The following is a 25,308-nucleotide window of genomic DNA, read 5'->3' as shown; positions in this document are numbered from 1 at the left end:
AGGGCACCGCCGGGTCCACGGCGGTCGGGGAACGAGGGGACGGTTGTCATGCCTGTCGCGATCATCACAGGGGCTTCGAAGGGGCTGGGGCGGGCGCTCGCCGTGGGGCTGGCCGGACGGGGCTGGGGCCTGGTCCTGGACGCGCGGACGGCCGGGGCGCTGGAGCGGACGGCGGCCGCGCTGCGGCGGGACGGCACGCGCGTGACGGCGGTGCCGGGGGACGTGGCGCGGGCGGAGCACCGGGCGGCGCTGGTCGAGGCGGCCCGGCGGCTCGGGGGCGTCGATCTGCTGGTGAGCAACGCCGGCGCGCTGGGCGCCGAGCCCCTGGTCCGGCTCGACGCGTTGCCGCTGGAGGGGCTGCGGCGGGCGCTGGAGGTGAACGTGGTCGCCGCGCTGGGCCTCGTCCAGGAGGCGCTGCCGCTGCTGCGGGCGTCCGCTGCGGGCACGGTGATCACGGTCAGCTCGGACGCGGCCGTCGAGGCGTACGGGACCTGGGGCGGGTACGGGGCGTCGAAGGCCGCGCTGGACCAGCTCGCGGCGGTGCTCGGCGCGGAGGAGCCGGGGCTGCGGGTGTGGGCGGTGGACCCCGGGGACATGGCCACGGACCTGTACGCGGCGGCCGTCCCGGACGACGACGGGCCGCGTCCGGACCCGGACGCGGTGGTGCCGGGGTTCCTGCGGTTGCTGGACGAGCGGCCGCCCGGCGGGCGGTATGCGGCGTCCGCGCTGGTGGGAGGCCGGCGGTGACGCTCGCGGTGCGGGTGCCGGCGGAGCTGTCGGCGCGGGTGCCGGCCGAGCAGCGGGGGCCGGGGCTGGACCGGGACGCCGTACGGCTGCTGGTGTCACGGGGCACGGAGGTGAGCCATCACCTCTTCCGTGAGCTGCCGGGGCTGCTGCGGGCCGGGGACGTGCTGGTCGTCAACACGTCCGAGACGCTGCCCGCCGCGGTGGACGGCCGGATCGGGCCCACGCGCGTGGTGGTGCACTTCTCCACGCGTGGGGACGACGGGCGCTGGGCGGTCGAGCTGCGGAATCCCGACGGGCGGGGCACCACGCGCGCGCGTACGGGCGGGCCCGCGGGGACGGAGGTGCGGCTGCCCGGCGGTCTGCGCCTGCTCCTGGTGGAGCCCCTGGACCGGGCGGGCGGGCGGCTGTGGTGGGCGCGGCCGGTGGCGGAGGAGGGTCCGGGGGGCGGGGTGGCCGGGCCGGAGCGGGTGCTCGGGGTGATGCGGGCGTACGGGCGGCCCATCCGGTACGCCTACACGGCGCGGGACCAGCCGCTGTCCGTGTACCGGACCGTGTTCGCACTGCCGTCGGCCGACGGCGCGGGCAGTGCGGAGATGCCGAGTGCGGCGCGTCCCTTCACGACGGCGATGGTGACGGAGCTGGTGAGCCGGGGTGTGCAGTTCGCCCCGGTCGTGCTGCACACCGGGGTGGCGTCGGCGGAGGCGCACGAGCCGCCGTATCCCGAGCGGTTCCGGGTGCCGGACGCCTCGGCGCGGCTGATCCGGGCGGCGCGGGCGGGGTCCGGCCGGGTCGTCGCGGTCGGGACGACGGCGGTGCGGGCCGTGGAATCGGCGGTGGACGGCGACGGCGTCGTCCGCGCGCGTGAGGGGTGGACGGATCTCGTGGTCACCCCGGAGCGGGGGGTGCGGGTGGTGGACGGCCTGCTGACCGGGCTCCACGAGCCGGAGGCGTCGCATCTGCTGATGCTGGAGGCCGTCGCGGGACGGGCCGCGGTCGGGTGCGGTTACGCGCAGGCGCTGCACGGGCGGTACCTGTGGCACGAGTTCGGGGACGTCCATCTCGTACTACCCCCGGAAGAGCCTCACACAGAGCATTGCGACAGCAACTGAGCGTAAGACGAGGGCGGCCGCCATGTGACCCCGCACATAGGGTGCAGGTCACGTACGAAAGTCCGTAGTAGGTGACTGTGTACCTTTTGAGCGGCCCGGACAGTCCTAGCTGTCCTATTTTGCCCATCCTGGGTCTCCTATCGAGGATCGTACGTCACATCTTTGCCACGAGATTTTGCGGCCGCTAAGAATGGCTCTCGTCGCTCAGCGCCGCGGGTCAGCCCGCGGCGCTTGTGCAGGAAGCACCCGTGTCCCGCCGGACAGCGAGCGACCTCCCGAAACTCAGAGAGGTCCCCACTGCCATGCGCAAGAACGCCATGAACCGCGTCCTCAGTCGTCCGCTCACCAAGCGTCACAAGATCGCCGTGGCCGGCGTCAGCACCCTCGGTGCCGCCGCCATCGCGCTCTCCGCCGTCCCCGGCAACGCCGAGTCGAACACGGCCGAAGCCCCCACGGGCAACGTGGCCTACAGCAGCGAGCAGATCAAGGACGTCAAGGGCAGCGTCACCGACCAGCTCGCCTCGAAGTCGGTGATGGCCCAGGAGATCGCCGCGACGAAGGCCGCCGAGGCCGCCGCCGCGGAGAAGAAGAAGGCGGCCGCCGAGGCCGCGAAGAAGAAGGCCGCCGCCGAGACCGCGGCCAAGAAGAAGGCCGCCGCCGAGGCCGCCGCCGAGAAGGCCGCCGCGGCGAAGAAGGCCGAGGCCGCCCGCAAGGCGAAGGAGGCCGCCAGCCGGTCCGCCAAGCGGATCGAGGTCGAGCAGGTCGCCGCCAAGACCTACCCGAACAACCTCGACGGCTGGATCCGTGAGGCCCTGGACATCATGAAGAAGCACAAGATCCCGGGCACCTACCACGGTCTGCACAAGAACATCATGCGCGAGTCCTCGGGCAACCCGAACGCCATCAACAACTGGGACATCAACGCCATCAACGGCGTCCCGTCGATCGGTCTGCTGCAGGTCATCAAGCCGACCTTCGACGCCTACCACGTCCCGGGCACGGCCTGGAGCCAGTACGACCCGGTCGCGAACCTGACCGCCGCCGCCAACTACGCGGCGCACCGCTACGGTTCGATCGACAACGTCAACAGCGCGTACTGAGGCACCCGGCGGACCTCTCGGTCTCAGCGACACGCCGAAGCGCGGCACCCCGACGGGGGTGCCGCGCTTCGTCTCGCGAGGTCCGGTCCTGCCGTTCGACGGAGCCTACTTCCGCATGACCTCCGGCTCGTGGCGCCGCAGGAAGCGGGCCACGAAGACGCCGCAGATCACGCCGAGGACGATCAGGGCCAGCATGTCCATGGTCCAGGCGCCGAGGGTGTGCTCCCACAGCGGATCGCCGCTCTCGCCCTTGTCGGGCGGGCTGATCTTGTTGAAGTCCAGCGTGGCGCCGGCCGCGCCCACCGCCCAGCGCGACGGCATCAGGAACGAGATCTGGTTCGCGCCGATCGAGCCGTTCAGCGCGAAGAGGCAGCCGGTGAACACCACCTGGATGATCGCGAACATGACCAGGAGCGGCATGGTCTTCTCGGCGGTCTTCACCAGCGCCGAGATGATCAGGCCGAACATCATCGAGGTGAAGCCCAGGGCCATGATCGGCACCGACAGCTCCAGCAGTGTCAGGTTCCCCAGGACCAGGCCCTCCTCGGGGATCTCCCGGCTGGAGAAGCCGATGACGCCGACCATCAGGCCCTGGAGCACGGTGATGACGCCGAGCACGAACACCTTGGACATCAGGTAGGCGGAACGCGACAGGCCGGTCGCGCGCTCCCGCTCGTAGATGACCCGCTCCTTGATCAGCTCACGCACCGAGTTCGCGGCGCCGGCGAAGCAGGCACCGACGGCGAGGATCAGCAGGACGGTCGTGGCCGTGCCGTTCGGGATGATCCGGCCGGTCTGCGGGTTGGCCGGGTTCGGCAGCAGCCCCTTGCCGGAATCGATCAGCAGGCTCACCGCGCCGAGGACGCCCGGCAGGATCACCATGAGCGCGAGGAAGCCCTTGTCGGAGACGATCACCGACACATAGCGCCGCACCAGCGTGACGAACTGGGACATCCAGCCCTGCGGCTTCGGCGGCTTCATGGCCTGCATCGGCGGCATCTGTACGGACTGCGGGGCTATCGCGTCGATGTCCGCGGCGTACATCTGGTAGTGCTGTGAGCCCTTCCAGCGTCCCGCCCAGTCGTAGTCGCGGTAGTTCTCGAAGGCGGAGAAGACGTCGGCCCAGGTGTCGTAGCCGAAGAAGTTCAGCGCCTCCTCCGGCGGGCCGAAGTAGGCGACCGCGCCGCCCGGCGCCATCACCAGCAGCTTGTCGCACAGCGCCAGCTCGGCCACGGAGTGCGTGACGACGAGGACCGTACGGCCGTCGTCGGCAAGGCCGCGCAGCAGCTGCATCACATCGCGGTCCATGCCCGGGTCGAGGCCCGAGGTCGGCTCGTCGAGGAAGATCAGCGACGGCTTGGTCAGCAGTTCCAGGGCCACCGAGACACGCTTGCGCTGGCCGCCGGAGAGGGAGGTGACCTTCTTCTCCTTGTGGATGTCCAGCTTGAGCTCGCGCAGCACCTCGTCGATCCGGGCCTCGCGCTCGGCGGTCGTGGTGTCGGCGGGGAAGCGCAGCTTGGCCGCGTACTTGAGGGCCTTCTTGACGGTCAGCTCCTTGTGCAGGATGTCGTCCTGCGGGACCAGACCGATGCGCTGGCGCAGCTCGGCGAACTGCTTGTAGAGGTTGCGGTTGTCGTAGAGGACGTCGCCCTCGTTGGCGGGCCGGTAGCCGGTGAGCGCCTTGAGCAGCGTCGACTTGCCGGAGCCGGACGGGCCGATGACCGCGATGAGGGACTTCTCGGGGACGCCGAAGGAGACGTCCTTGAGGATCTGCTTGCCTCCGTCGACCGTGACGGTCAGGTGGCGAGCCGAGAAGGAGACCTCACCGGTGTCGACGAACTCCTCGAGGCGGTCGCCGACGATACGGAACGTGGAGTGGCCGACGCCGACGATGTCGGTCGGTCCGAGCATCTGTGAGCCGCCCTTGCCGATCGGCTGGCCGTTGACGTAGGTGCCGTTGTGGGCGCCGAGGTCACGGATTTCCATCCGGCCGTCGGGCGTCGAGTGGAACTCGGCGTGGTGCCGGGAGACCTGGAGGTCGGAGACGACCAGGTCGTTGTCCAGGGCACGGCCGATGCGCATCACGCGGCCGATGGAGAACTGGTGGAACGTCGTCGGGCTGCGGTCGCCGTACACCGGCGGCGCCCCCGCGCCACCGCCGGCACCCTGCTGCTGCGGGATGTGCGCGTCCCGCTGCTGGGGCTGCTGCCACGCGGCCTGCCCGCCCTGCTGCTGCGGCGCCGGCTGTGCGGGCGCCTGGGCCCAGCCGGGCTGCGCGCCCTGTGCGGCGTACGGCTGTTGCCGCGGCTGGGCCTGCTGCGGGGCGGCGGAGGCCGCGGCGCCGGAGAGGCTCAGACGCGGGCCGTCGGTCGCGTTGCCCAGGTGCACGGCCGAACCGGGGCCGATCTCCAGGTGGTGGACGCGATGGCCCTGCACGAACGTGCCGTTGGTGCTGCCGTGGTCCTCGATGACCCAACTGCGGCCGCTCCAGCTGATCGTGGCGTGCCGCCAGGAGACCCTGGCGTCGTCGAGCACGATGTCGCCCTGGGGATCGCGTCCCAGGGTGTAGGGCCTGGACGGGTCGAGCGTCCAGGTCCGTCCGTTCAATTCCAGTACGAGTTCCGGCACTCCATGCCCCACTGAGTAGTCCCCCGAGTTACCCCCATCGCAGGGAGTCTAGGGATGTCGAACATCGTCGGGAACTATTTCAGGCTCCGCCCCCTGACCGAAAGTCGGACCTTGTGAGGAGCACGCGCATGCGGTTCCGCCGGTTCCGTTGACGGGGTGGAAATCAGTCCGGAGAGTGGTAATCCACGCGAGGGGGACATGCGCGGCGACCGTCCGCGCCGCGGATCGGGGGGTCTGCCATGAGCGCGTCCACGAACGTCGGTACCTCGGGGCCGGGAACCGGGCCGCCGTGGGGCGACGTCCTGCTGTCCGCGGTCGTGTCCGTGAGCTGGGCGCTGATCGGGATGGCGGGCACCGCCGCCCTCGGACTGCATCTGCTGGGCGCGGACGCGACGGCCTCGCTGGGCCCGATGTCCGCGGCGGTGGTGGCGCTCGGAGCGGGTGGATCGGTCACCCCGTCCGGAGACGTGTCCGCCTTCGGGCTGACCGGTGCGCAGGCGGCGACGGCCATCGACATCGCGCCACTGGGCGTGGGCCTGGTGGGCGCGCTGCTGCTGGCGTGGCTGTTCCTGCGGTCTCTGCGGTCCGCGGGAGCGGTGATCGCGCCGTCCGAACTCCTCGCCCGCGCGGGCACGGTGGCCGCCCTGTTCGTGGCGATGCTGGGCGGTCTTGCCTGGGCGGGCCACGACGTCGTCACGATCGACGGCGGTGCCCTGGGCCTCGACGACGTGCCCGGGGGCGGCGGGAGCGTCGAGGTCCCGGGGCTGGGCGACATCGGAGGGCTGCTGCCCGACCGGATCGGCGACCTCGTCGGCGCGAAGGCCGCGGTCGGCTTCACGGTGGACACGGCACCGACCCTGCTCGGCGGCCTGGCCTGGTGCGCCGGCGTGCTGCTGATCGCCCTGCTGGCCTCGCGCCGGACGCCGCTGCCGCGCGGCTGGGAGGCCGTGCACCGCGTCGTACGGCCCGCCGTGTCCGCCCTCGTCACCGTGGGGCTGGTCGCGGTCGCCGCCGGGCTCGCGGCGGCCGCCTACGCGGCGATCGGCGACGACCACCCGAAGCGGATCGCGGGGGCCGCGCTGCTCGGCGCCCCGAACGGCGTGTGGCTCGGCGTGCCCCTCGGCCTGTTCGTCCCGTTCGACGGCCGCGCGACGGGCCCGCTGGCGCGGCTGCTCCCCGACCCGCTGGACGAGCTGCTGGCCGGCGGGGACGGCCGGTCCGTGACACTGGGCCGGCTGGCGGAGCTGGACGGACGGGTGTGGCTGCTGGGTGTGGCGGCGGCCGTGATGATGCTGCTCGCGGGTGTTCTCACGGCGGTCCGGACCCCGGTGACGGGTCCCGGGGGCGTACGGGATCCCGGGGCGGTGCGGTTCGCCGGGCGGTGCGCGCTGCGTCTGGGGACCGCCACGGCGCTGGCTCTGCCCCTGCTCGTCCGGCTCACCGCGCTGTCCGCGGACGCCTCCCTGTCGGTGCTGGGCTTCGACGCGTTCGGCGCGGGGGTGGAGCTGCGCGGCAGCCTGGCCATGGCGCTGCTGCTGGGGGCCGCCTGGGGTGCCGGGGCGGGTGCGCTGGGGGCGCTGGCGGCGTGCCTGGCGGGGGCGGCGGGGGTGCGGGCGGCGCCGCTGGCGGGGGCGGCCTCGGACGACGGGCAGGGGTACCGGAGCGGCGCGGGACCGTACACGCCAGGAACGCCCTACCGGCCGCCGAACCCGGCGACGAACCCGTATCTGCGGGTGCCCGAGGCGCTGCGGGAACCCGAGGACGCCCGGCCGCCCGGAGCCTCCGGAAGCATCGAGTCGCAGGGGGGCGCGCGGTCGTCCGACGAGGCGCGGTCTCCGGGTGAGCCCCCGCCTCCGCGGGGCGGGGACGTCTACGGCGCCCCCACGGTCGTACGGCCGATCGAGCCGCCCCGGCGGCGGGGGCGCGGCCCCTCCGGCACGGACGACGGGCCGCCGCCTCCTCCCCCGCCGCCGGGGACCCCGAAGGGCCGGCGGTAGGGGCCGGCCGCAGGCGGTGCGCCATCCGCCCGTCATCCGCGTGACACCGGGAGTTCCGTGTCCGTCAGGCGGACCTCGGGGGCGCTCGGCACGGGGTGCCGGATACGGTGGAGGCACCATGAGCGCTTCGCAGACCGCAGACCTCCCCACCCTTCTCGTCAAGATCTTCGGGAAGGACAGGCCGGGCATCACGGCCGGACTCTTCGACACGCTGGCGGCCTACGCGGTCGACGTGGTCGACATCGAGCAGGTCGTCACCCGTGGCCGGATCACCCTGTGCGCGCTCGTGACCGAGCCGCCGGCCGGGCTCGAGGGGGATCTGCGGGCGACCGTCCACAGCTGGGCGGAGTCGATGAAGATGCAGGCGGAGATCATCTCCGGCCTGGGCGACAACCGTCCGCGCGGCGTCGGGCGCTCCCTGGTGACCGTGCTCGGGCACCCGCTCACCGCGGAGGCGACGGCCGCGATCGCCTCCCGGATCACCGGGTCCGGCGCCAACATCGACCGTATCTTCCGGCTCGCCAAGTACCCGGTGACGGCGGTGGAGTTCGCCGTCTCCGGTGCCGGGACCGAGCCGCTGCGCACCGCCCTGGCGCCGGACGCGGCGGCCCTGGGCGTCGACATCGCGGTCGTCGCGGCCGGTCTGCACCGCCGTGCCCAGCGCCTGGTCGTCATGGACGTCGACTCGACGCTCATCCAGGACGAGGTCATCGAGCTGTTCGCGGCGCACGCCGGCTGTGAGGACAAGGTCGCCGAGGTCACGGCGGCCGCGATGCGCGGGGAGCTGGACTTCGAGCAGTCGCTGCACGCGCGCGTGGCGCTGCTGGAGGGGCTGGACGTCTCGGTGGTGGACAAGGTGCGCAGCGAGGTACGGCTGACGCCGGGCGCGCGCACGCTGATCCGGACCCTGAAGCGGCTCGGCTACCAAGTGGGCGTCGTGTCGGGCGGGTTCACCCAGGTCACCGACGACCTGAAGGAGCGCCTCGGGCTGGACTTCGCCCAGGCGAACACGCTGGAGATCGTGGACGGCCGGCTCACGGGCCGAGTGACGGGCGAGATCGTGGACCGTGCGGGCAAGGCGCGGCTGCTGCGCCGTTTCGCGGCGGAGGCGGGTGTCCCGCTGGCGCAGACGGTGGCGATCGGTGACGGCGCCAACGATCTGGACATGCTGAACGCGGCCGGGCTCGGGGTCGCCTTCAACGCCAAGCCGGTGGTCCGCGAGGCGGCGCACACGGCGGTGAACGTGCCGTTCCTGGACACCGTCCTGTATCTGCTGGGCGTCACCCGCGAGGAGGTCGAGGCGGCGGACATGGTCGATGGGGAGTGACGCCCCGCGGTCACGCCCGTGACACGGGCCGGGCCGGACGCACGAGGGCCCGGCGCCGGGACGGCGCCGGGCCCTTCGCGTGCGCGTCGGTCACTCCGAGGGCGCCCAGTAGTCGACCAGCGTGGCCACGCCGGGCTCCACGGCCTTCCAGGTGCCGGTGAAGGTGAGGATCGCGAAGGCGGCGGCCGGGAAACCGCGGCGGGTCATCCGGTCGCGGGCGTCGCCCTCGGCGGAGCCCGCGAGGATCTCGGCGAGGCCCTGGACACCGGGGTTGTGGCCGATGAGCAGGAGGTTCTGCACGTCGTCGGGGGTCTCGTTGAGCACGGCGATCAGCTCGCCGGGCGAGGCCTCGTAGATCCGCTCCTCGTAGACCGTTTTCGGCCGGTGCTGGAACTCGTGGACGGCGAGTTTCCAGGTCTCGCGGGTGCGGACCGCGGTGGAGCACAGGGCCAGGTCGAACGGGATGGCGGTGTCCGCCAGCCTGCGCCCGGCCTCGGCCGCGTCCATGCGGCCCCGCTCGGCGAGGGGGCGCTCGTGGTCCGTCACCTGGGGCCAGTCGGCTTTCGCATGCCGGAAAATGGCGATCCTGCGGGGTTCTGCGGCGCTCATGAGATCCAGCTTCGCATGAAACAGGCCATGGGGCGCAGGGAGTTGACTCGGCGCCTCCGGCGGTGCTCAGCGTGTGACGAGCTGCTGGACGCGCTCGAGGAGCAGGCTGATCCCGGGCTCGGCCGGGGCGGCCTGCGCCTCGGACGGATTCAGGATGAGCAGCAGCAGCGTGACGAAGGCGAGCGTCGGCAGGGCCAGGGCCCACCAGGGCAGCCGGATGTCGGCACGGCCCGTGGCCGCAGGTCGGGGCGGGGTGTGCGCAGGGGCCGACATGCTGCCTCCGTGGGTCCTCGGGCCTCCGTGACCGCCTTCGGGCGGGCACATCTCGAAGGTACGGAGTGCGGGACCGCCAACCCATCCGGTGATCCACCCAGTTGACCCTGACACTCACCCCCTAGGGGACAGGGGGGCCAGCCCTACCCTCGGGGGTCCCGCGGGGGCGGGTGGCGCCCCGCGGGGCGGCCGGGTCAGGGGGAGGCGATCGTCGCGATGATTCCGATGATCACGAAGATGGCGAGGAACGTGCCGAGGACGAGCAGCAGCTTCTTCTGGCCGTTCTGGGGGTTCGGGTCGAGCACGGGCATACGGCCAGTCTCGCACCCCCGGCCGCCCTGCCCCCGGCGGGGGTGCGCTCAGCGCGTCGCCTCGTCCTCCACCGTACGGTCGCGTCCGGCGAGGACGCCCACCGCCATCTGCGGGATCATGAGACCCGCCATCAGGGCGATGGGCAGGCCCCAGCCGCCGCTGTGCTGGTAGAGGACGCCCACCAGGAGCGGCCCGGGGATGGAGATCAGGTAGCCGGTGCTCTGGGCGAAGCCCGACAGCTGGGCCACGCCCGCGCTGGTCCTGGCCCGCATGCCGACCATGGTCAGGGCCAGCGGGAACGAGCAGTTCGAGATGCCGAGCAGCAGGGCCCAGACCCAGGAGCCGCCGGCGGGCGCGAGGTACAGGCCGGCGTAACCGGCGAGGCCGCAGGCGCCCAGCACGAGGACGATGGGCCCCTGGTGGGGCAGGCGGGTGGCCAGGCGCGGGATGACGAAGGCGAGGGGGACGCCCATGACCATCGTGACGGCGAGCAGCAGCCCCGCCGTGCCGGCGTGCACGCCGGAGTCCCGGAAGATCTGCGCCATCCAGCCCATGGTGATGTAGGCGCCGGTGGCCTGGAGGCCGAAGTAGACGGCGAGGGCCCATGCGGTGCGGCTGCGGGTGACGCGCAGCCGGGGGGCGTCCGCGCGGGCGTGCGGGTCCTGGGCGGGCGCGATGCCCCGGTCCCGCACGAAGGGCAGCCAGGGCAGGACGGCGGCCGCGCCGAGAGCCCCCCAGACCGCGAGGCCGGTCCGCCAACTGCCGCCGAGTGCCTCGGTCATGGGGACGGTGACGGCGGCGGCGGAGGCGGTGCCGAGGGCGAGGGCCATGGAGTACAGGCCGGTCATGGAGCCGACCCGGTCGGGGAACCAGCGCTTGACGATGACGGGCATCAGCACGTTGCTGACGGCGATGCCCATGAGGGTGAGGGCGCTGGCGGCCAGGAAGCCGGCGGTGCCGCCGGCGTAGGGCCGGATCAGCAGGCCGGCGGTGATGGCGGCCATGCCCGCGCAGACGACGGCGCCGGGGCCGAAACGGCGGGCCAGGCGGGGGGCGGTGACGCCGAAGACGGCGAAGCAGAGCGGCGGCACGGAGGTCAGCAGTCCGGCGACGCTGCCGCTCATGCCGAGGGCGTCGCGAACCTCTTCGAGCAGGGCGCCGAGGCTGGTGATGGCGGGGCGCAGGTTGACCGCGGTGAGGACGATGCCGGCGATCAGCAGCCGGGTCGTCCACGCGCGCGCGGCGGGCTGCGCCGGGGTGGGGGGCTCGGGGGTGCGTATCCGTGTGGACGTGGTCGCCCGGTTCTCCTCGCGTGCCATGGGAGCCATCATAGAATCATGGGATGATTGGCTGTCCACCCTCGGGCTCCCCGGTCCCGCCCCCGTCGTGCGAAGGTGTGTCATGCCCCTGAGCCACCCCCGCCGCTCGGCCTTGTCCGAGCAGGTCATCGCGGCCCTGCGCAACCAGATCACCTCGGGCGAATGGCCGGTGGGCTCCCGCATCCCGACCGAGCCCGAGCTCGTCGAGCAGCTCGGGGTGGCCCGCAACACCGTCCGCGAGGCGGTCCGGGCGCTCGCGCACAACGGGCTGCTGGACATCCGCCAGGGCTCCGGCACCTTCGTGGTGGCGACCAGTGAGCTGGCCGGCGTGATGCACCGCCGCTTCGCCGGCGCCGACCCGCGGCACATCGCGGAGCTGCGCTCCACGCTGGAGTCGGCCGCCGCGAAGCTGGCCGCCGAGCGGCGCACCGAGAAGGACCTCAAGCAGCTGGACGCGCTGCTGGTGCGGCGCGAGGAGGCGTGGGAGTCGGGCGACGCGGAGGCGTTCGTGACGGCGGACGCCACCTTCCATCTGGCCGTCGTGGCGGCCTCCCACAACGACGTGATGAGCGCGATGTACGCGGACCTCGGCGAGGTGCTGCGGGACTGGCTGCGCGACGACGTCGGCCCGCGGCTGACCCCGGAGACGCACATGGACCACGCCCGGCTCGTGGACGCGATCCGCACGGGCGACGCCGAGGCGGCCGCGGCGGAGGCGGCGAGCTATCCGTTCCTGTGCCGGCCCGGGCGCCTCAGCGGTCCCGGTGGTGACTGATCCAGGCCGAGTCCACCTCTTTCCAGCAGCGGCCGGCCAGGCGGACGGTCTGCGCGGGCTCGGCCCGCACCGGGAGGCCGTCGGTGTCGAGGTCCCACCAGCGGGCGCACTCCACGTGCAGACTCACGCGGTCCGTCCTCGGATAGGGGTTGTGGCACAGCGCGGTCACCTCGGACCCGCTGACCCGTATGCGGCACTCGGCGCCGTACGGCTCCGCGGGCCGCTCCGTGGCGGCGTGGACGCGTGCGGGGGCGTGGGCGGCCGCCTCGTACGACAGGGGAAGCACGAGAGCGACGGCGACGGTCGTTGAGGCCAAGCGGCGGGACAAGCGCACAAGGGGACCTCCTCGGCCGTTGCGGGTGAGGGGCTCGCGTGGTGGAACGCGTACTCCAGAGTGCCCGCCGGCCGGTCTCCCCCGCCCGGCCGGGTGGGCCGAACGGGTGACGCCCCGCTCCCCGCGCGCGGCGGGGGACGGGGCGTCGAGGAGTACCGGAGGATCAGGCGCCGATGGCGTGCAGACCGCCGTCCACGTGGATGATCTCGCCCGTGGTCTTCGGGAACCAGTCGCTCAGCAGGGCGACGATGCCGCGGCCGGCCGGCTCCGGGTCCTTCAGGTCCCACTCCAGCGGGGAGCGCGTGTCCCACACCGAGGCCAGCTCGCTGAAGCCCGGGATGGACTTGGCGGCCATGGAGCCGATCGGACCGGCCGAGATCAGGTTGCAGCGGATCTTCTGCTTGCCCAGGTCGCGGGCCATGTAGCGGCTGGTGGCCTCCAGGGCGGCCTTCGCCGGGCCCATCCAGTCGTACTGCGGCCAGGCGTACTGCGCGTCGAAGGTCAGGCCGACGACCGAGCCGCCGTTCTGCATCAGCGGCAGGCAGGCCATGGTGAGCGACTTCAGGGAGTACGCCGAGACGTGCATGGCGGTGGCGACCGACTCGAACGGCGTGTTCAGGAAGTTGCCGCCGAGCGCGTCCTGCGGCGCGAAGCCGATGGAGTGCACGACGCCGTCCAGGCCGCCGAGCTCCTCGCCGACGATGTCGGCCAGGCGGCCCAGGTGCTCGTCGTTGGTGACGTCGAGCTCGATGACCTTGGTGGGCTTCGGGAGCTTACGGGCGATGCGCTCGGTCAGCGTGGGCCGCGGGAACGCGGTGAGGATGATCTCGGCGCCCTGTTCCTGGGCCAGCTTGGCCGCGTGGAAGGCGATGGAGGACTCCATCAGCACACCGGTGATCAGGACGCGCTTGCCCTCGAGAATTCCGCTCATGGTGATCAGTGACCCATTCCCAGTCCGCCGTCAACGGGGATGACGGCTCCAGTGATGTACGAGGCGTCGTCCGAGGCGAGGAACCGCACCGCCGCGGCGATCTCCTCCGGCTGCGCGTAACGGCCGAGCGGGACCTGCGACACGATGTTCGCGCGCTGCTCGTCGGTGAGCACCTTGGTCATGTCGGTGTCGACGAAGCCGGGCGCGACGACGTTGAAGGTGATGTTGCGCGAGCCCAGCTCACGGGCGAGGGAACGCGCGAAGCCGACCAGGCCGGCCTTGGAGGCGGCGTAGTTGGCCTGGCCGGGGCCGCCGAGGAGGCCGACCACCGAGGAGATCAGCACGACGCGGCCCTTCTTGGCGCGCAGCATGGCGCGGTTGGCGCGCTTGACGACCCGGAAGGTGCCCGTGAGGTTGGTGTCGACGACCGCGGTGAAGTCCTCCTCGGACATGCGCATCAGGAGCTGGTCCTTGGTGATGCCGGCGTTGGCGACGAGCACCTCGACGGGCCCGTGCGCGTCTTCGATCTCCTTGTAGGCCTGCTCCACCTGCTCGGTGTCGGTGATGTCGCACCTGACGGCGAGGCAGCCGAGGTCCGCCAGGGCGGCCGGCGGCTCACCCGAGCGGTAGGTGATGGCGACCTTGTCGCCGGCTTCGGCGAACGCGCGGGCGATGGCGAGGCCGATGCCCCGGTTGCCTCCGGTGACGAGAACCGAGCGGCTCAACGGATCACCCTTTCGATAGGGGTCTGACACGTCCGCCCCGACAGCTGGATGACAGGCGGCTTCTCCGAAAACCTATCGGTCGTGCCTGGGCGGAGGACATTCGGGCACCGACAGTGGCTCAGGGAAGTCACTGTCGGGTCCCTACAGAAAGTCGCCGGTGGGCGCCGGAAACGTGTGGTCCCGGGCGCCGCCCGCGCGACATGATCGGTGCCGACAGGTCACGACAGCAGGGAGACCCCCGTGCCCCATACCATCGACGAAGCCTTCACGGCGCTTCCGCTCCGCGCGTTGGCCGACGCGGCCCTCGCTCGCGCGCGTGCGCTGGGCGCCGAGCACGCGGACTTCCGGTTCGAGCGGGTGCGCAGCGCCTCGTGGCGGCTGCGGGACGCCCGGCTCGCCGGGTCGTCCGACACCACCGACCTCGGGTACGCGGTGCGGGTCGTGCACGGCGGCACCTGGGGCTTCGCCTCCGGTGTCGACCTCACGATGGACGCCGCCGCCAAGGTCGCCTCGCAGGCCGTGGCGATGGCGAAGCTGTCCGCGCAGGTGATCAAGGCGGCCGGGTCGGACGTGGGGGCACCTCCCGCGCCTTTCGGGCAGTGGGGGAGGGTGGAGCTCGCCGACGAGCCGGTGCACAGCGACAAGACCTGGATCTCGTCGTACGAGATCGACCCGTTCACCGTGCCCGACGAGGAGAAGTCGGGGCTGCTCGCGGAGTGGAGCGCGCGACTGCTCGCGGCGGACGGCGTCGACCACGTGGACGCCTCGCTGCTCACCGTCCACGAGAACAAGTTCTACGCCGACACCGCCGGCACCGTCACCACCCAGCAGCGCGTACGGCTGCACCCGCAGCTGACGGCCGTCGCGGTGGACGAGTCCAGCGGCGAGTTCGACTCCATGCGCACCATCGCACCACCGGTCGGACGCGGCTGGGAGTACCTGACCGGCACCGGCTGGGACTGGGAGTCCGAGCTGGCGCAGATCCCCGGGCTGCTCGCCGAGAAGATGCGGGCGCCGAGCGTGGAGGCCGGGTCGTACGACCTCGTCGTCGACCCGTCGAACCTGTGGCTGACCATCCACGAGTCGATCGGGCACGCCACCGAGCTGGACCGTGCCCTCGGCTACGAGGCCGCCTACGCCGGCACCTCCTTCGCCACCTTCGACCAGCTGGGCAAGCTGCGGTACGGCTCCGAGCTGATGAACGTCACCGGTGACCGCAGCGCCGAGCACGGCCTCGCGACCGTCGGGTACGACGACGAGGGCGTCGCGGCCCAGTCCTGGGACCTGGTGAAGAACGGCACCCTGGTCGGCTACCAGATGGACCGGCGCATCGCGAAGCTCACCGGGTTCGAGCGCTCCAACGGGTGCGCGTTCGCCGACTCCCCCGGCCGGGTGCCGGTGCAGCGCATGGCCAACGTGTCGCTCCAGCCCGATCCGGCGGGAATGTCGACGGAGGACCTGATCGGCAGCGTGGACCGCGGGATCTACGTGGTCGGCGACCGGTCCTGGTCCATCGACATGCAGCGCTACAACTTCCAGTTCACCGGACAGCGCTTCTTCCGGATCGAGAACGGCCGGATCACCGGGCAGCTGCGGGACGTCGCCTACCAGGCGACGACCACGGACTTCTGGGGCTCCATGGCAGCCGTCGGCGGCCCCCAGACCTATGTCCTCGGCGGCGCCTTCAACTGCGGCAAGGCCCAGCCCGGGCAGGTCGCGGCGGTGTCGCACGGCTGCCCGTCGGCCCTCTTCCGGGGCGTCAACATTCTGAACACCACGCAGGAGGCCGGCCGATGAGCGCCCGTACCCACAAGCCGCACGAGATCGTCGAGCGGGCCCTGGAGCTGTCCCGGGCGGACGGCTGCGTCGTGATCGCCGACGAGCAGTCCACCGCGAACCTGCGCTGGGCCGGCAACGCCCTCACCACGAACGGCGTCACGCGCGGGCGCACGCTCACCGTCGTCGCGACCGTCGACGGCCGGGAGGGCACCGCCTCCGGTGTCGTCTCGCGGGCCGCGGTGACCGCGGACGAGCTGGAGCCGCTGGTGCGGGCCGCCGAGGCCGCCGCGCGCGCCGCGGGCCCCGCCGAGGACGCGCAGCCGCTGGTGACGGACGTACCGGCGTCGCCCGACTTCACCGACGCGCCGGCCGAGACGTCGTCCACCGTGTTCGCCGACTTCGCCCCGGCGCTCGGCGAGGCGTTCGCCCGCGCGCGTGCGGGCGGCCGGGAGCTGTACGGCTTCGCCAACCACGAGCTCGTGTCGACGTATCTGGGCACCTCGACCGGGCTGCGGCTGCGGCACGACCAGCCGAACGGCACGCTGGAGGTGAACGCCAAGTCGCCGGACCGCACCCGCTCGGCCTGGGCGGGCCGCTCCACGCGCGACTTCAAGGACGTCGACCCCGTCGCCATGGACGCCGAGCTCGCGGTGCGCCTGGGCTGGGCCGAGCGGCGCCTGGAGCTGCCGGCGGGCCGGTACGAGACGCTGCTGCCGCCGACGGCCATGGCCGACCTGCTGATCTACCAGCTGTGGTCGGCGTCGGGGCGGGACGCGGTGGAGGGCCGTACGGTCTTCTCCCAGCCCGGCGGCCGTACGCGCGTGGGCGAGCGGCTGACGGAGCTTCCGCTGAGCCTGCGCAGCGACCCGAACGAGCCGGGCCTGGAGTCCGCGCCCTTCGTGATCGCCCACTCCTCGGGCGGCGACCAGTCCGTGTTCGACAACGGGCTGGCGCTGACCGCGACCGACTGGATGCACCGGGGCGAGCTGCGGCACCTCACGACCAGCCGCCACAGCGCCGGGCTCACCGGTCTGCCGGTCGCCCCGGGCATCGACAACCTGATCCTCGACGGCGGCGAGGACCGCTCGCTGGAGGAGATGGTCGCGGACACCGAACGCGGTCTGCTGCTGACCTGCCTGTGGTACATCCGCGAGGTGGACCCGGCGACGCTGCTGCTGACCGGCCTGACCCGGGACGGTGTGTACCTGGTCGAGAACGGCGAGGTGGCGGGCGAGGTCAACAACTTCCGGTTCAACGAGTCGCCGGTGGACCTGCTGGGGCGGGCCACCGAGGCGGGCCGCACGGAGAAGACCCTGCCGCGGGAGTGGAGCGACTGGTTCACCAGGGCGGCCATGCCGGCGCTGCGCGTCCCCGATTTCAACATGAGCTCCGTCAGCCAGGGCGTATAACCTCGTAGGCGGCTGTCACTCGACTGCCCGAGATCATCAAGGAGACACGAGAACCGTGACGGACATCGTCGACGAGCTGAAGTGGCGCGGCGTGATCGCCCTGTCCACCGACGAGGACGCCTTGCGCAAGGCGCTCGCGGACGGTCCCGTCACGTTCTATTGCGGCTTCGACCCGACCGCGGCCAGCCTGCACGTCGGCCACCTGGTCCAGGTGCTCACGATGCGCCGTCTCCAGCAGGCGGGCCTGCGCCCGCTGGCGCTGGTCGGCGGCGCCACGGGCCAGATCGGCGACCCGCGCCCGACGGCCGAGCGCACGCTGAACGACCCGGAGACCGTCGCGAACTGGGTGAACCGGCTGCGCGCCCAGATCGAGCCGTTCCTCTCCTTCGAGGGGGACAACGCGGCGACGATGGTGAACAACCTGGACTGGACGGCCGGCCTGTCCGCCATCGAGTTCCTGCGGGACATCGGCAAGCACTTCCGCGTCAACAAGATGCTCACCAAGGACTCGGTCGCCCGCCGGCTCCAGTCGGAGGAGGGCATCAGCTACACCGAGTTCAGCTACCAGCTGCTGCAGGGCATGGACTTCCTGGAGCTGTACCGGCGGTACGGCTGCACGCTCCAGCAGGGCGGCAGCGACCAGTGGGGCAACCTCACGGCGGGTCTCGACCTGATCCACCGGCTGGAGCCGCACGCGCAGGTCCACGCGCTGGCGACGCCGCTGATGACCAAGGCGGACGGCACCAAGTTCGGCAAGACCGAGGGCGGGGCCATCTGGCTCGACCCGGAGATGACGACGCCGTACGCGTTCTACCAGTTCTGGCTGAACGCGGACGACCGGGACATCTCGGCCTACATGCGCATCCTGTCGTTCAGGTCCCGCGAGGAGCTGGAGGAGCTGGAGCGGCAGACCGAGGAGCGTCCGCAGGCCCGGGCGGCGCAGCGCGCGCTGGCCGAGGAGCTGACGACGCTGGTGCACGGCGCCGACCAGACGGCCGCGGTGATCGCCGCGTCGAAGGCGCTGTTCGGTCAGGGCGAGCTGGCGGACCTGGACGACCGGACGCTGGCGGCGGCGCTCTCCGAGGTGCCGCACATCCAGGTCGAGCAGCTGAGCCCGGTGGTCGACCTGTTCGCCGAGGTGGGTCTGGTGGCCAGCAAGTCGGCGGCGCGGCGCACCGTGAAGGAGGGCGGCGCCTACGTGAACAACGTGAAGGTGGCCGGCGAGGACGCGGTCCCCGCGAAGGAGGACCTGCTGCACGGGCGCTGGCTGGTGCTGCGGCGCGGCAAGAAGAACCTGGCGGCGGTCGAGGTCACCGACGTCTGAGCGGCAGAGCCACGGCGAGGGGCCTCCGCTTTCGCGGGGGCCCCTCGCCGTGACACGGCCTAGGCGCGTTCCCTGCGTTTGCCCAGCGTCGCCATGTAGAGCATGTCGCCCACGTACACGATGATCACGGCGGCGACGATCTGGAAGATGTGCCGGATCCAGTCGATGCCGCGGGTCGCCTCGACACCGAACGCCCTGGCCACGGCGTTGCCGACGATCGCGCCGAGGATGCCGAAGATCGTGGTCAGCCAGAGCGGGCTGTGCTGCTTGCCCGGGATCAGCGCCTTGGCCAGCAGGCCCAGCACGAAGCCCACGATGATCGCCCACAACCAGCCCATGGCTGCCTCCTTGTACGGCTCGGGTGGACAGTACGGCCAGTCTTGGGCCGGTCGGGGTACGCCGCATGCCGGGCACGGCCGTACGTGTGAGGACGGAGACCGTCCGGTCGGCACCGGGATACCCGGTCTCGTAGGCGGCGCAGGCGAGGCGTACGGTGGGACTTGTCCCGGTCCGGCCCCCCCGACCGGCGGTGGACGGGTGAGAGCAGGGGGAGGGTCCGATGCGGGCGGATGGTGGAATCTGATGCGGAAGCTGCGTGCGGGCGGCAACGCCGAGGTGTTCCGGATCACCGGAGCGCGGACCGGGCTTCAGGAGGACGTACGCGGTCGCCAACGGCGCTATGTCATCTCGATGTCGATCCGCACCCTGTCGGTGATCCTGGCGGCCGCGCTGTGGAACGTCGAACGGCACGTCGCCGTCGTGGCGTTGGTGCTCGGCCTGATCCTGCCGTACATCGCCGTGGTGATCGCCAACGCGGGGCGTGAGAACGCGCCGTCGCTCCCGTCGACCTTCGTGGCCATGCCGACGCGCCCCATGATCGATCCGTCGCGGACGAATGACGGTTTCACGGAACCGTCTCCGGAAGATGTGGCGGGCACCGCGGGGCCCGGCGGACAAAGCGAACCGCGCGACCGGGCGTGACGTCCCGGAGCGTTGCACTCCGGAAGACCGGGGTGCGCCAACCTCAGTAAAACCTCAGATCGATACTGTTGTTCAGGTGCCGGGCGGCGGGTTACCCGTGACATACTTCGTAGGCGCTCCGCATCCCCCGTCGGAGCGACGGACCGACGCCGGGCAGCTCCCCCCGTGGCTGCTCGGCGTCGCCTTTTTGTGCGCAAATCTGTGAGACGAAAATCGTGAGTGACGAGACCCCCGAGACCCCTGTCTGCTCCGCCAAGGGCTGCCGCGCCGACGCCGTCTGGGTCCTGGCGTGGAACAACCCGAAGATCCACACACCGGAGCGGCGCAAGACGTGGCTGGCGTGCGAGGAGCATCGCGAGCATCTGTCGCAGTTCCTCGGGGTGCGAGGGTTCCTCAAGGACGTCGTGCTGATGGAGGAGTGGGAGGCGCGGGGGGCCTGAGCGCGCTCCCGGCGCCGCACCTCACCGGGCCGAGCGCTATCCCCCGATGGCGGACATCGGCCGGTCCGGCTGCACGAACGACGGGTCGTCGAGGCCCGCGCCCGCCTTCTTGCCCCACATCGCCAGCCGCCAGATCCGGGCGATCTCCTCGTCCGGCGCCCCGGAGCGCAGGGCCGCGCGCAGGTCGGTCTCCTCGCGGGCGAAGAGGCAGGTGCGGACCTGGCCGTCGGCGGTGAGGCGGGTGCGGTCGCAGGCCGAGCAGAAGGGGCGGGTGACGGAGGCGATCACGCCGACGACATGCGGGCCGCCGTCCACGATCCACCGCTCCGCCGGGGCCGAGCCGCGCTTCTCCGCGCCCTCCTCGGTCAGCTCGAAGCGGGTGCGCAGGGAGGTGAGGATGTCCCCGGCGGTGATCATGCCGTCGCGCTTCCAGCCGTGCTGGGCGTCCAGGGGCATCTGCTCGATGAAGCGCAGCTCGTAGTCGTGCTCGACGGCCCAGGCCAGGAGGTCGGGGGCCTCGTCGTCGTTCAGGCCCGGCATCAGCACGGAGTTGACCTTCACCGGGGTGAGGCCGGCCTCGCGGGCGGCGGACAGGCCCTCCAGGACGTCCTTGTGGCGGTCGCGGCGGGTGAGGGTCTTGAAGACGTCGGGGCGCAGGGTGTCGAGGGAGACGTTGACCCGGTCCAGGCCGGCGGCCTTGAGGGCGGCGGCGGTGCGCTTGAGGCCGATGCCGTTCGTCGTCAGGGACATCCGGGGGCGGGCGTCGAGGGCGGCGACCCGCTCGACGATGCCGACCAGCCCGGGCCGCAGCAGGGGCTCACCGCCGGTGAAGCGGACCTCCTCGATGCCGAGGGAGGTGACGGCGATGTCGATGAGCCGCACGATCTCGTCGTCGGTGAGCAGATCGGGCTTGGCGAGCCACTGCAGGCCCTCCTCGGGCATGCAGTACGTGCACCGCAGATTGCAGCGGTCGGTCAGCGAGACCCTCAGGTCGGTGGCCACCCGGCCGTAGGTGTCGATGAGCACGTGGGCCCCCTCCTGGTCGTGACCAGTTCTCGACGTACGTCACCTGCGAGCCTACGTGACCGCACGGACAGTCACACGGGTTCGATCCCACGACGTGGGACGGGGCCGGTGGTAGGGATGCACGACGGGGGGCCGGATCGGGGCCTCTGTCGGTCGTGGGGCGGTCCGGCGAGGGCGTGGGCGAGCCGATCCCGTCCCCGGCACACCGAACGGCCACGTCGCGCATCACGCGACGTGGCCGCCGGGGATAACGGGGTCAGTGCGCGCCCGTGCCCGTCAGGGAGCGGACCTCCAGTTCCGCGTACTTGCCGGCGTCCGGTTCCTCCTTGGAGAGGACCGTGCCGAGCCAGCCCATGAGGAAGCCGAACGGGATGGAGATGATGCCCGGGTTCTTCAGCGGGAACCAGGCGAAGTCGACGTCCGGGAACATCGCCTTGGGATCGCCGGAGACGACCGGTGAGAACAGCACCAGGCCGACGGCGACGATCAGGCCGCCGTAGATCGACCACAGGGCGCCCTGGGTGGTGAACCTCTTCCAGAACAGGCTGTAGAGGATCGTCGGCAGGTTGGCGGAGGCCGCGACCGCGAAGGCCAGGGCGACCAGGCCGGCCACGTTGAGGTCGCGGGCGAGGGCGCCGAGCAGGATGGAGACGGCGCCGATGCCGATGGTGGCCAGGCGGGCGGCCCGGACCTCCTCCTTCTCCGTGGCGGTGCCCTTCTTGATGACGTTCGCGTAGATGTCGTGGGCGAACGACGAGGAGGACGCCAGGGTGAGGCCGGCGACGACGGCGAGGATCGTCGCGAAGGCGACCGCCGAGATGGTGGCGAGCAGGATGGCGCCCCAGGTCGAGTCGACGCCGCCCAGATGCAGCGCGAGCAGCGGGGCCGCCGTGTTGCCGGACGGGTTGGAGGCGAGGATCTCGTCCTGGGAGATCAGCGCGGCGGCGCCGAAGCCGAGGGCGATGGTCATCAGGTAGAAGACGCCGATGATGCCGATGGCCCAGTTCACGGACTTACGGGCGGCCTTGGCGTTGGGCACCGTGTAGAAGCGGATCAGGATGTGCGGCAGACCGGCGGTGCCGAGGACCAGGGCGATGCCCAGGGAGATGAAGTCCAGCTTGGAGGTGCCTGTTGCGCCGTACTGCAGGCCGGGCTCCAGGAAGGCGGCGCCCTTGCCGCTGTTGTCGGCGGCCTTGCCGAGCAGGTCGGAGATGTTGAAGTTGAACTTCAGCAGCACCAGGAAGGTGATCAGGATGGTGCCGCCGATGAGCAGGACGGCCTTGATCATCTGGACCCAGGTCGTGCCCTTCATGCCGCCGATGGAGACGTAGACGATCATCAGCACGCCGACGAGGCCGACGATGAGGATCTTGCCCGCGTCGGAGGTGATGCCGAGCAGCAGGGAGACCAGCACGCCGGCGCCGGCCATCTGCGCCAGCAGGTAGAAGATCGACACGACGATCGTGGAGGTGCCGGCGGCGGTGCGGACGGGCCGCTGGCGCATCCGGTACGCGAGCACGTCACCCATCGTGTAGCGGCCGGAGTTCCTGAGCGGCTCGGCCACCAGGAGCAGCGCGACCAGCCAGGCGACCAGGAAGCCGATGGAGTACAGGAAGCCGTCGTAGCCGAAGATCGCGATGGCGCCGGCGATGCCGAGGAAGGACGCGGCGGACATGTAGTCGCCGGAGACGGCGAGGCCGTTCTGGAAGGCGCTGAACGACCGGCCGCCGGCGTAGAAGTCGGCGGCGTCCTTGGTCTGGCGGCCGGCCCAGACGGTGATGAAGAGGGTCGCGACCACGAAGAGCGCGAACAGGGTGATGATCAGCGGCCGGTGCTCGCTGGCCTCGTTGGCCGCGAGGGTCATCGCGGGGCTCATGCGCCGCCCTCCATACGTGTCTTGATGGCCTCGGCCTTGGGGTCGAGCTTGGCGTTCGCGTGCCGCGCGTACCACCAGGCGATGAGGAACGTGGTGACGAACTGGGCGATTCCGAAGACGAATGCGACGTTGACGTTGCCGACCAGCTTGGTGCCCATGAAGCCGCCGGCGTAGTTGGAGAGCAGGACGTACAGCAGGTACCAGACGATGAAGGCGACGGTCAGCGGAAAGGCGAAGGAGCGGTAGGAGCGGCGCAGTTCGGCGAACTCCGCGCTCGCCTGCACCTCGCTGAACTCCTCGGTCGTGGGGAGCCGGTGTGTCTCTTTCGAGGGGGGCGGTGCGTCGGTGGCCACGGAGTCTCCTCGCGTTGCGGGCGCCGGTTCGGCGGTGGACGGGGACGGTTCGGGGGTCGGGGGCGGCTCGGGGGTCGGGGGCGGGGTGGGTACGGACATGACGGCTCTGTCTTTCGCAGTGACATGGATCACGTGACCGGCTGGCGATGGTAGGGCCATGGCGAGTGATCCAAAAGGGGGCACGACCGGGCTCGTGCCTCCTGCCCAAGGTCACGGCGCCGCGTGAGGACCGGTTCAACTCCCGCTGCTTCTTTCCGAAGATGCCCCGTCCCGATTGCTGGCCAGGGAGTTCGGGGATAGCTTCGGGCTGCACCACTCGTCATGTACCTGCCCGGGCGTCATCCACGTCCCGGGCCGTTCCGTTCCGGATGATGTGGAGATCCCATGACTCCTCTGCGGTCCAGACGCCGTCTCGGCCTCGCGGTCCCGCTGGTCCTCTCGCTGACCGCCACGCTCGGCTTCCTGCCGACGGCGTCGTCCGCGGCCCCGCTCGCGGAGCCCTCCGCGCGGGCCGCGGACGCGTCCTCCCTGGCGTACGTCGTCAACACCAGGACGGACAACCGCACGATCGAGTCCGTGAAGAAGGCGATCCAGGCGGCCGGCGGCACCGTGGTCATCGCGTACGAGCGGATCGGCGTCATCGTCGTCCACTCGGCGAACCCCGAATTCGCCCGCACGATACGGGCGGTGCGCGGTGTGCAGTCCGCGGGAGCGACCCGTACGGCGCCGCTGACCGCCGCCGGCACGACGGACGAGGGGCCCGTCGAGCCCCTGACGAAGCAGCAGGCCGCGAAGATCGCCGGCGCCGCCAAGACGACCACGGGCAGCACCGAGGGCACCCCGGAGCCGCTGGAGGCGGACCAGTGGGACCTGCGGGCGATCGGCGCCGACAAGGCCGCGCTGATCAACCCGGGCAGCCGCAAGGTGACCGTCGCCGTGATCGACACCGGCGTCGACGACACCCACCCGGACCTCGCCCCGAACTTCTCCGCCTCCCAGTCGGCCAACTGCGTCGGCGGCAAGGCGGACACCAGCGCGGGAGCCTGGCGGCCGTACACGAGCGGGGACTACCACGGCACCCATGTGGCCGGTGAGATCGCCGCGGCCCGCAACGGTGTCGGCGTCGCCGGCGTCGCGCCCGGCGTCAAGGTGGCGGGCATCAAGGTGAGCGATCCGGCCAGCGGGCTGTTCTACCCGGAGAACGTCGTCTGCGCCTTCGTGTTCGCCGCCGACCACGGCGTGGAGATCACGAACAACAGCTACTACGTCGACCCGTGGATGTACAACTGCACGACCGACCCGGACCAGAAGGCCATCGTGGACGCGGTCGACCGCGCCCAGCTGTACGCCCAGCGCAAGGGCACCCTGCACGTCGCCTCGGCGGGCAACAGCAACCACGACCTGGCCTCGGACGCCATCGAGGACACCTCCAGCCCCAACGACACGACCCCGGGGCCGCGCACCGTCGACCCGTCGGTGTGCCTCGACATCCCGACGCAGCTGCCGGGTGTCGTGACGGTCAGCGCGACCGGCGTGCAGAACCTCAAGTCGTACTACTCGTCCTACGGTCACCGCGTCGTGGACGTGGCCGCGCCCGGCGGTGACGGCCGCTACCAGGTGCCGGACACCCCGTCCAAGAACGGGCGCATCCTGTCCACGCTTCCGGACGGCGGCTACGGCTTCCTCCAGGGCACGTCGATGGCCTCCCCGCACACCGCGGGCGTCGCCGCGCTGCTGAAGTCCCGCTATCCGAAGGCGACTCCGGCCCTGCTGAGGGCCCTGCTGAAGGCCCAGGCGGACAACCCGGGCTGCCCGGCGTCGTACGACCAGAACGGCGACGGCACACAGGACGCGCGGTGCGAGGGCGGCAAGCGGCTCAACGGCTTCTACGGAGCCGGCATCGTCGACGCCCTGGACGCCGTCGACTGAGCCTT

The 25,308-nt window shown here is 71.7% G+C and carries 24 protein-coding genes; 12 read left to right on the top strand and 12 right to left on the bottom strand.

What is annotated here, in order from left to right; genetic code table 11:
- Nucleotides 1–48: 48 nt before the first annotated feature.
- The 3 genes from ABZ899_RS10195 to ABZ899_RS10185 all read left to right on the top strand — a co-directional run bounded on the left by ABZ899_RS10195 (nucleotide 49) and on the right by ABZ899_RS10185 (nucleotide 2,956).
- Nucleotides 49–747 carry an SDR family NAD(P)-dependent oxidoreductase gene (locus ABZ899_RS10195; protein WP_361343511.1) on the top strand — a complete coding sequence of 233 codons (699 nt, stop codon included), beginning with the start codon at nucleotides 49–51 and terminating at the stop codon, nucleotides 745–747.
- Complete coding sequence (locus ABZ899_RS10190) at nucleotides 744–1,856, top strand: S-adenosylmethionine:tRNA ribosyltransferase-isomerase (RefSeq protein ID WP_361343508.1); 1,113 nt, start codon at nucleotides 744–746, stop codon at nucleotides 1,854–1,856. The genes ABZ899_RS10195 and ABZ899_RS10190 overlap by 4 nt, the downstream gene beginning before the upstream one ends.
- Before the next feature lie 302 nt (nucleotides 1,857–2,158).
- Entirely contained in the window at nucleotides 2,159–2,956 is a 798-nt protein-coding gene (locus ABZ899_RS10185) for a transglycosylase SLT domain-containing protein (RefSeq protein WP_361343505.1), read from the top strand.
- 105 nt (nucleotides 2,957–3,061) lie between these two features.
- Here the strand turns inward: ABZ899_RS10185 and ABZ899_RS10180 are convergent, their stop codons facing one another.
- Nucleotides 3,062–5,584 carry an FHA domain-containing protein gene (locus tag ABZ899_RS10180; protein WP_361343503.1) on the bottom strand — a complete coding sequence of 841 codons (2,523 nt, stop codon included), beginning with the start codon at nucleotides 5,582–5,584 and terminating at the stop codon, nucleotides 3,062–3,064.
- A 239-nt stretch (nucleotides 5,585–5,823) separates the two neighbouring features.
- On the opposite strand from ABZ899_RS10180, the gene ABZ899_RS10175 reads away from it, so the two are divergent.
- Nucleotides 5,824–7,581: a streptophobe family protein gene (locus ABZ899_RS10175; RefSeq protein ID WP_361343500.1), complete on the top strand. Its 1,758-nt coding sequence runs from the start codon at nucleotides 5,824–5,826 to the stop codon at nucleotides 7,579–7,581.
- 118 nt (nucleotides 7,582–7,699) lie between these two features.
- Nucleotides 7,700–8,908 carry a phosphoserine phosphatase SerB gene (gene serB / locus ABZ899_RS10170; RefSeq protein ID WP_361343498.1) on the top strand — a complete coding sequence of 403 codons (1,209 nt, stop codon included), beginning with the start codon at nucleotides 7,700–7,702 and terminating at the stop codon, nucleotides 8,906–8,908.
- Nucleotides 8,909–8,998: 90 nt separating this feature from the next.
- Here the strand turns inward: serB and ABZ899_RS10165 are convergent, their stop codons facing one another.
- From ABZ899_RS10165 to ABZ899_RS10150, 4 genes are all read right to left on the bottom strand, one after another.
- The gene (locus tag ABZ899_RS10165; protein WP_361343495.1) at nucleotides 8,999–9,517 is read right to left on the bottom strand and encodes a histidine phosphatase family protein; all 519 of its coding nucleotides are present in this window, start codon (nucleotides 9,515–9,517) and stop codon (nucleotides 8,999–9,001) included.
- 66 nt (nucleotides 9,518–9,583) lie between these two features.
- Nucleotides 9,584–9,790 carry a hypothetical protein gene (locus ABZ899_RS10160; protein WP_361343493.1) on the bottom strand — a complete coding sequence of 69 codons (207 nt, stop codon included), beginning with the start codon at nucleotides 9,788–9,790 and terminating at the stop codon, nucleotides 9,584–9,586.
- Nucleotides 9,791–9,984: 194 nt separating this feature from the next.
- Nucleotides 9,985–10,101, bottom strand: a complete 117-nt coding sequence (locus tag ABZ899_RS10155) for an SGM_5486 family transporter-associated protein (protein ID WP_361343490.1) — start codon at nucleotides 10,099–10,101, stop codon at nucleotides 9,985–9,987.
- 48 nt (nucleotides 10,102–10,149) lie between these two features.
- Nucleotides 10,150–11,433: a CynX/NimT family MFS transporter gene (locus tag ABZ899_RS10150; RefSeq protein WP_361343488.1), complete on the bottom strand. Its 1,284-nt coding sequence runs from the start codon at nucleotides 11,431–11,433 to the stop codon at nucleotides 10,150–10,152.
- A 70-nt stretch (nucleotides 11,434–11,503) separates the two neighbouring features.
- Between ABZ899_RS10150 and ABZ899_RS10145 the strand changes: the two genes are divergently transcribed.
- Nucleotides 11,504–12,196, top strand: a complete 693-nt coding sequence (locus ABZ899_RS10145; protein ID WP_361343485.1) for a FadR/GntR family transcriptional regulator — start codon at nucleotides 11,504–11,506, stop codon at nucleotides 12,194–12,196.
- Here ABZ899_RS10145 and ABZ899_RS10140 read toward each other — a convergent pair.
- The 3 genes from ABZ899_RS10140 to fabG all read right to left on the bottom strand — a co-directional run bounded on the left by ABZ899_RS10140 (nucleotide 12,174) and on the right by fabG (nucleotide 14,186).
- A complete protein-coding gene (locus tag ABZ899_RS10140) occupies nucleotides 12,174–12,530 on the bottom strand; it encodes a hypothetical protein (protein ID WP_361343482.1) in 357 nt (118 codons plus the stop codon). The two genes, ABZ899_RS10145 and ABZ899_RS10140, sit on opposite strands and share 23 nt — an antisense overlap.
- A 163-nt stretch (nucleotides 12,531–12,693) precedes the next feature.
- Entirely contained in the window at nucleotides 12,694–13,461 is a 768-nt protein-coding gene (fabI, locus tag ABZ899_RS10135) for an enoyl-ACP reductase FabI (protein ID WP_361343479.1), read from the bottom strand.
- 5 nt (nucleotides 13,462–13,466) lie between these two features.
- Nucleotides 13,467–14,186 carry a 3-oxoacyl-[acyl-carrier-protein] reductase gene (fabG, locus tag ABZ899_RS10130; protein ID WP_361343476.1) on the bottom strand — a complete coding sequence of 240 codons (720 nt, stop codon included), beginning with the start codon at nucleotides 14,184–14,186 and terminating at the stop codon, nucleotides 13,467–13,469.
- Between the two features lie 240 nt (nucleotides 14,187–14,426).
- On the opposite strand from fabG, the gene ABZ899_RS10125 reads away from it, so the two are divergent.
- Genes ABZ899_RS10125 through tyrS form a run of 3 tightly spaced genes read left to right on the top strand, consistent with a single transcriptional unit; the run spans nucleotide 14,427 to nucleotide 18,698 of the window.
- Complete coding sequence (locus ABZ899_RS10125; RefSeq protein WP_361343473.1) at nucleotides 14,427–15,983, top strand: TldD/PmbA family protein; 1,557 nt, start codon at nucleotides 14,427–14,429, stop codon at nucleotides 15,981–15,983.
- Nucleotides 15,980–17,374: a metallopeptidase TldD-related protein gene (locus ABZ899_RS10120; protein WP_361343470.1), complete on the top strand. Its 1,395-nt coding sequence runs from the start codon at nucleotides 15,980–15,982 to the stop codon at nucleotides 17,372–17,374. Before ABZ899_RS10125 ends, ABZ899_RS10120 begins: the two co-directional genes overlap by 4 nt.
- Nucleotides 17,375–17,429: 55 nt before the next feature.
- Nucleotides 17,430–18,698, top strand: coding sequence for a tyrosine--tRNA ligase (tyrS, locus tag ABZ899_RS10115; RefSeq protein WP_361343468.1), 1,269 nt, complete (start codon nucleotides 17,430–17,432; stop codon nucleotides 18,696–18,698).
- Between the two features lie 59 nt (nucleotides 18,699–18,757).
- Here the strand turns inward: tyrS and ABZ899_RS10110 are convergent, their stop codons facing one another.
- Nucleotides 18,758–19,036 carry a GlsB/YeaQ/YmgE family stress response membrane protein gene (locus tag ABZ899_RS10110; protein ID WP_361343466.1) on the bottom strand — a complete coding sequence of 93 codons (279 nt, stop codon included), beginning with the start codon at nucleotides 19,034–19,036 and terminating at the stop codon, nucleotides 18,758–18,760.
- Nucleotides 19,037–19,280: 244 nt separating this feature from the next.
- On the opposite strand from ABZ899_RS10110, the gene ABZ899_RS10105 reads away from it, so the two are divergent.
- Both ABZ899_RS10105 and ABZ899_RS10100 read left to right on the top strand, forming a co-directional pair.
- Nucleotides 19,281–19,679 (top strand): DUF3099 domain-containing protein, encoded by a 399-nt coding sequence (locus ABZ899_RS10105; RefSeq protein WP_361343464.1) that lies wholly within the window; start codon nucleotides 19,281–19,283, stop codon nucleotides 19,677–19,679.
- Nucleotides 19,680–19,894: 215 nt separating this feature from the next.
- On the top strand, nucleotides 19,895–20,119 hold the full coding sequence (locus tag ABZ899_RS10100) for a hypothetical protein (protein ID WP_361343461.1): 225 nt from the start codon (nucleotides 19,895–19,897) through the stop codon (nucleotides 20,117–20,119).
- Nucleotides 20,120–20,155: 36 nt separating this feature from the next.
- Here ABZ899_RS10100 and moaA read toward each other — a convergent pair whose 3' ends face one another.
- The 3 genes from moaA to ABZ899_RS10085 all read right to left on the bottom strand — a co-directional run bounded on the left by moaA (nucleotide 20,156) and on the right by ABZ899_RS10085 (nucleotide 23,374).
- On the bottom strand, nucleotides 20,156–21,145 hold the full coding sequence (gene moaA / locus ABZ899_RS10095) for a GTP 3',8-cyclase MoaA (protein WP_361343459.1): 990 nt from the start codon (nucleotides 21,143–21,145) through the stop codon (nucleotides 20,156–20,158).
- A 256-nt stretch (nucleotides 21,146–21,401) separates the two neighbouring features.
- The gene (locus ABZ899_RS10090) at nucleotides 21,402–23,021 is read right to left on the bottom strand and encodes a cation acetate symporter (protein WP_361343456.1); all 1,620 of its coding nucleotides are present in this window, start codon (nucleotides 23,019–23,021) and stop codon (nucleotides 21,402–21,404) included.
- Nucleotides 23,018–23,374, bottom strand: a complete 357-nt coding sequence (locus ABZ899_RS10085) for a DUF485 domain-containing protein (protein ID WP_361343453.1) — start codon at nucleotides 23,372–23,374, stop codon at nucleotides 23,018–23,020. Before ABZ899_RS10085 ends, ABZ899_RS10090 begins: the two co-directional genes overlap by 4 nt.
- Nucleotides 23,375–23,758: 384 nt before the next feature.
- Here ABZ899_RS10085 and ABZ899_RS10080 point away from each other — a divergent pair, with 384 nt between their 5' ends.
- Nucleotides 23,759–25,303 carry a S8 family serine peptidase gene (locus ABZ899_RS10080; RefSeq protein WP_361343451.1) on the top strand — a complete coding sequence of 515 codons (1,545 nt, stop codon included), beginning with the start codon at nucleotides 23,759–23,761 and terminating at the stop codon, nucleotides 25,301–25,303.
- Nucleotides 25,304–25,308: the final 5 nt, after the last annotated feature.

Origin of the sequence: Streptomyces sp. NPDC046859, from assembly GCF_040645135.1 — a bacterium.
Lineage (GTDB): Bacteria > Actinomycetota > Actinomycetes > Streptomycetales > Streptomycetaceae > Streptomyces.
This window is presented reverse-complemented; position numbering and strand designations above follow the sequence as displayed.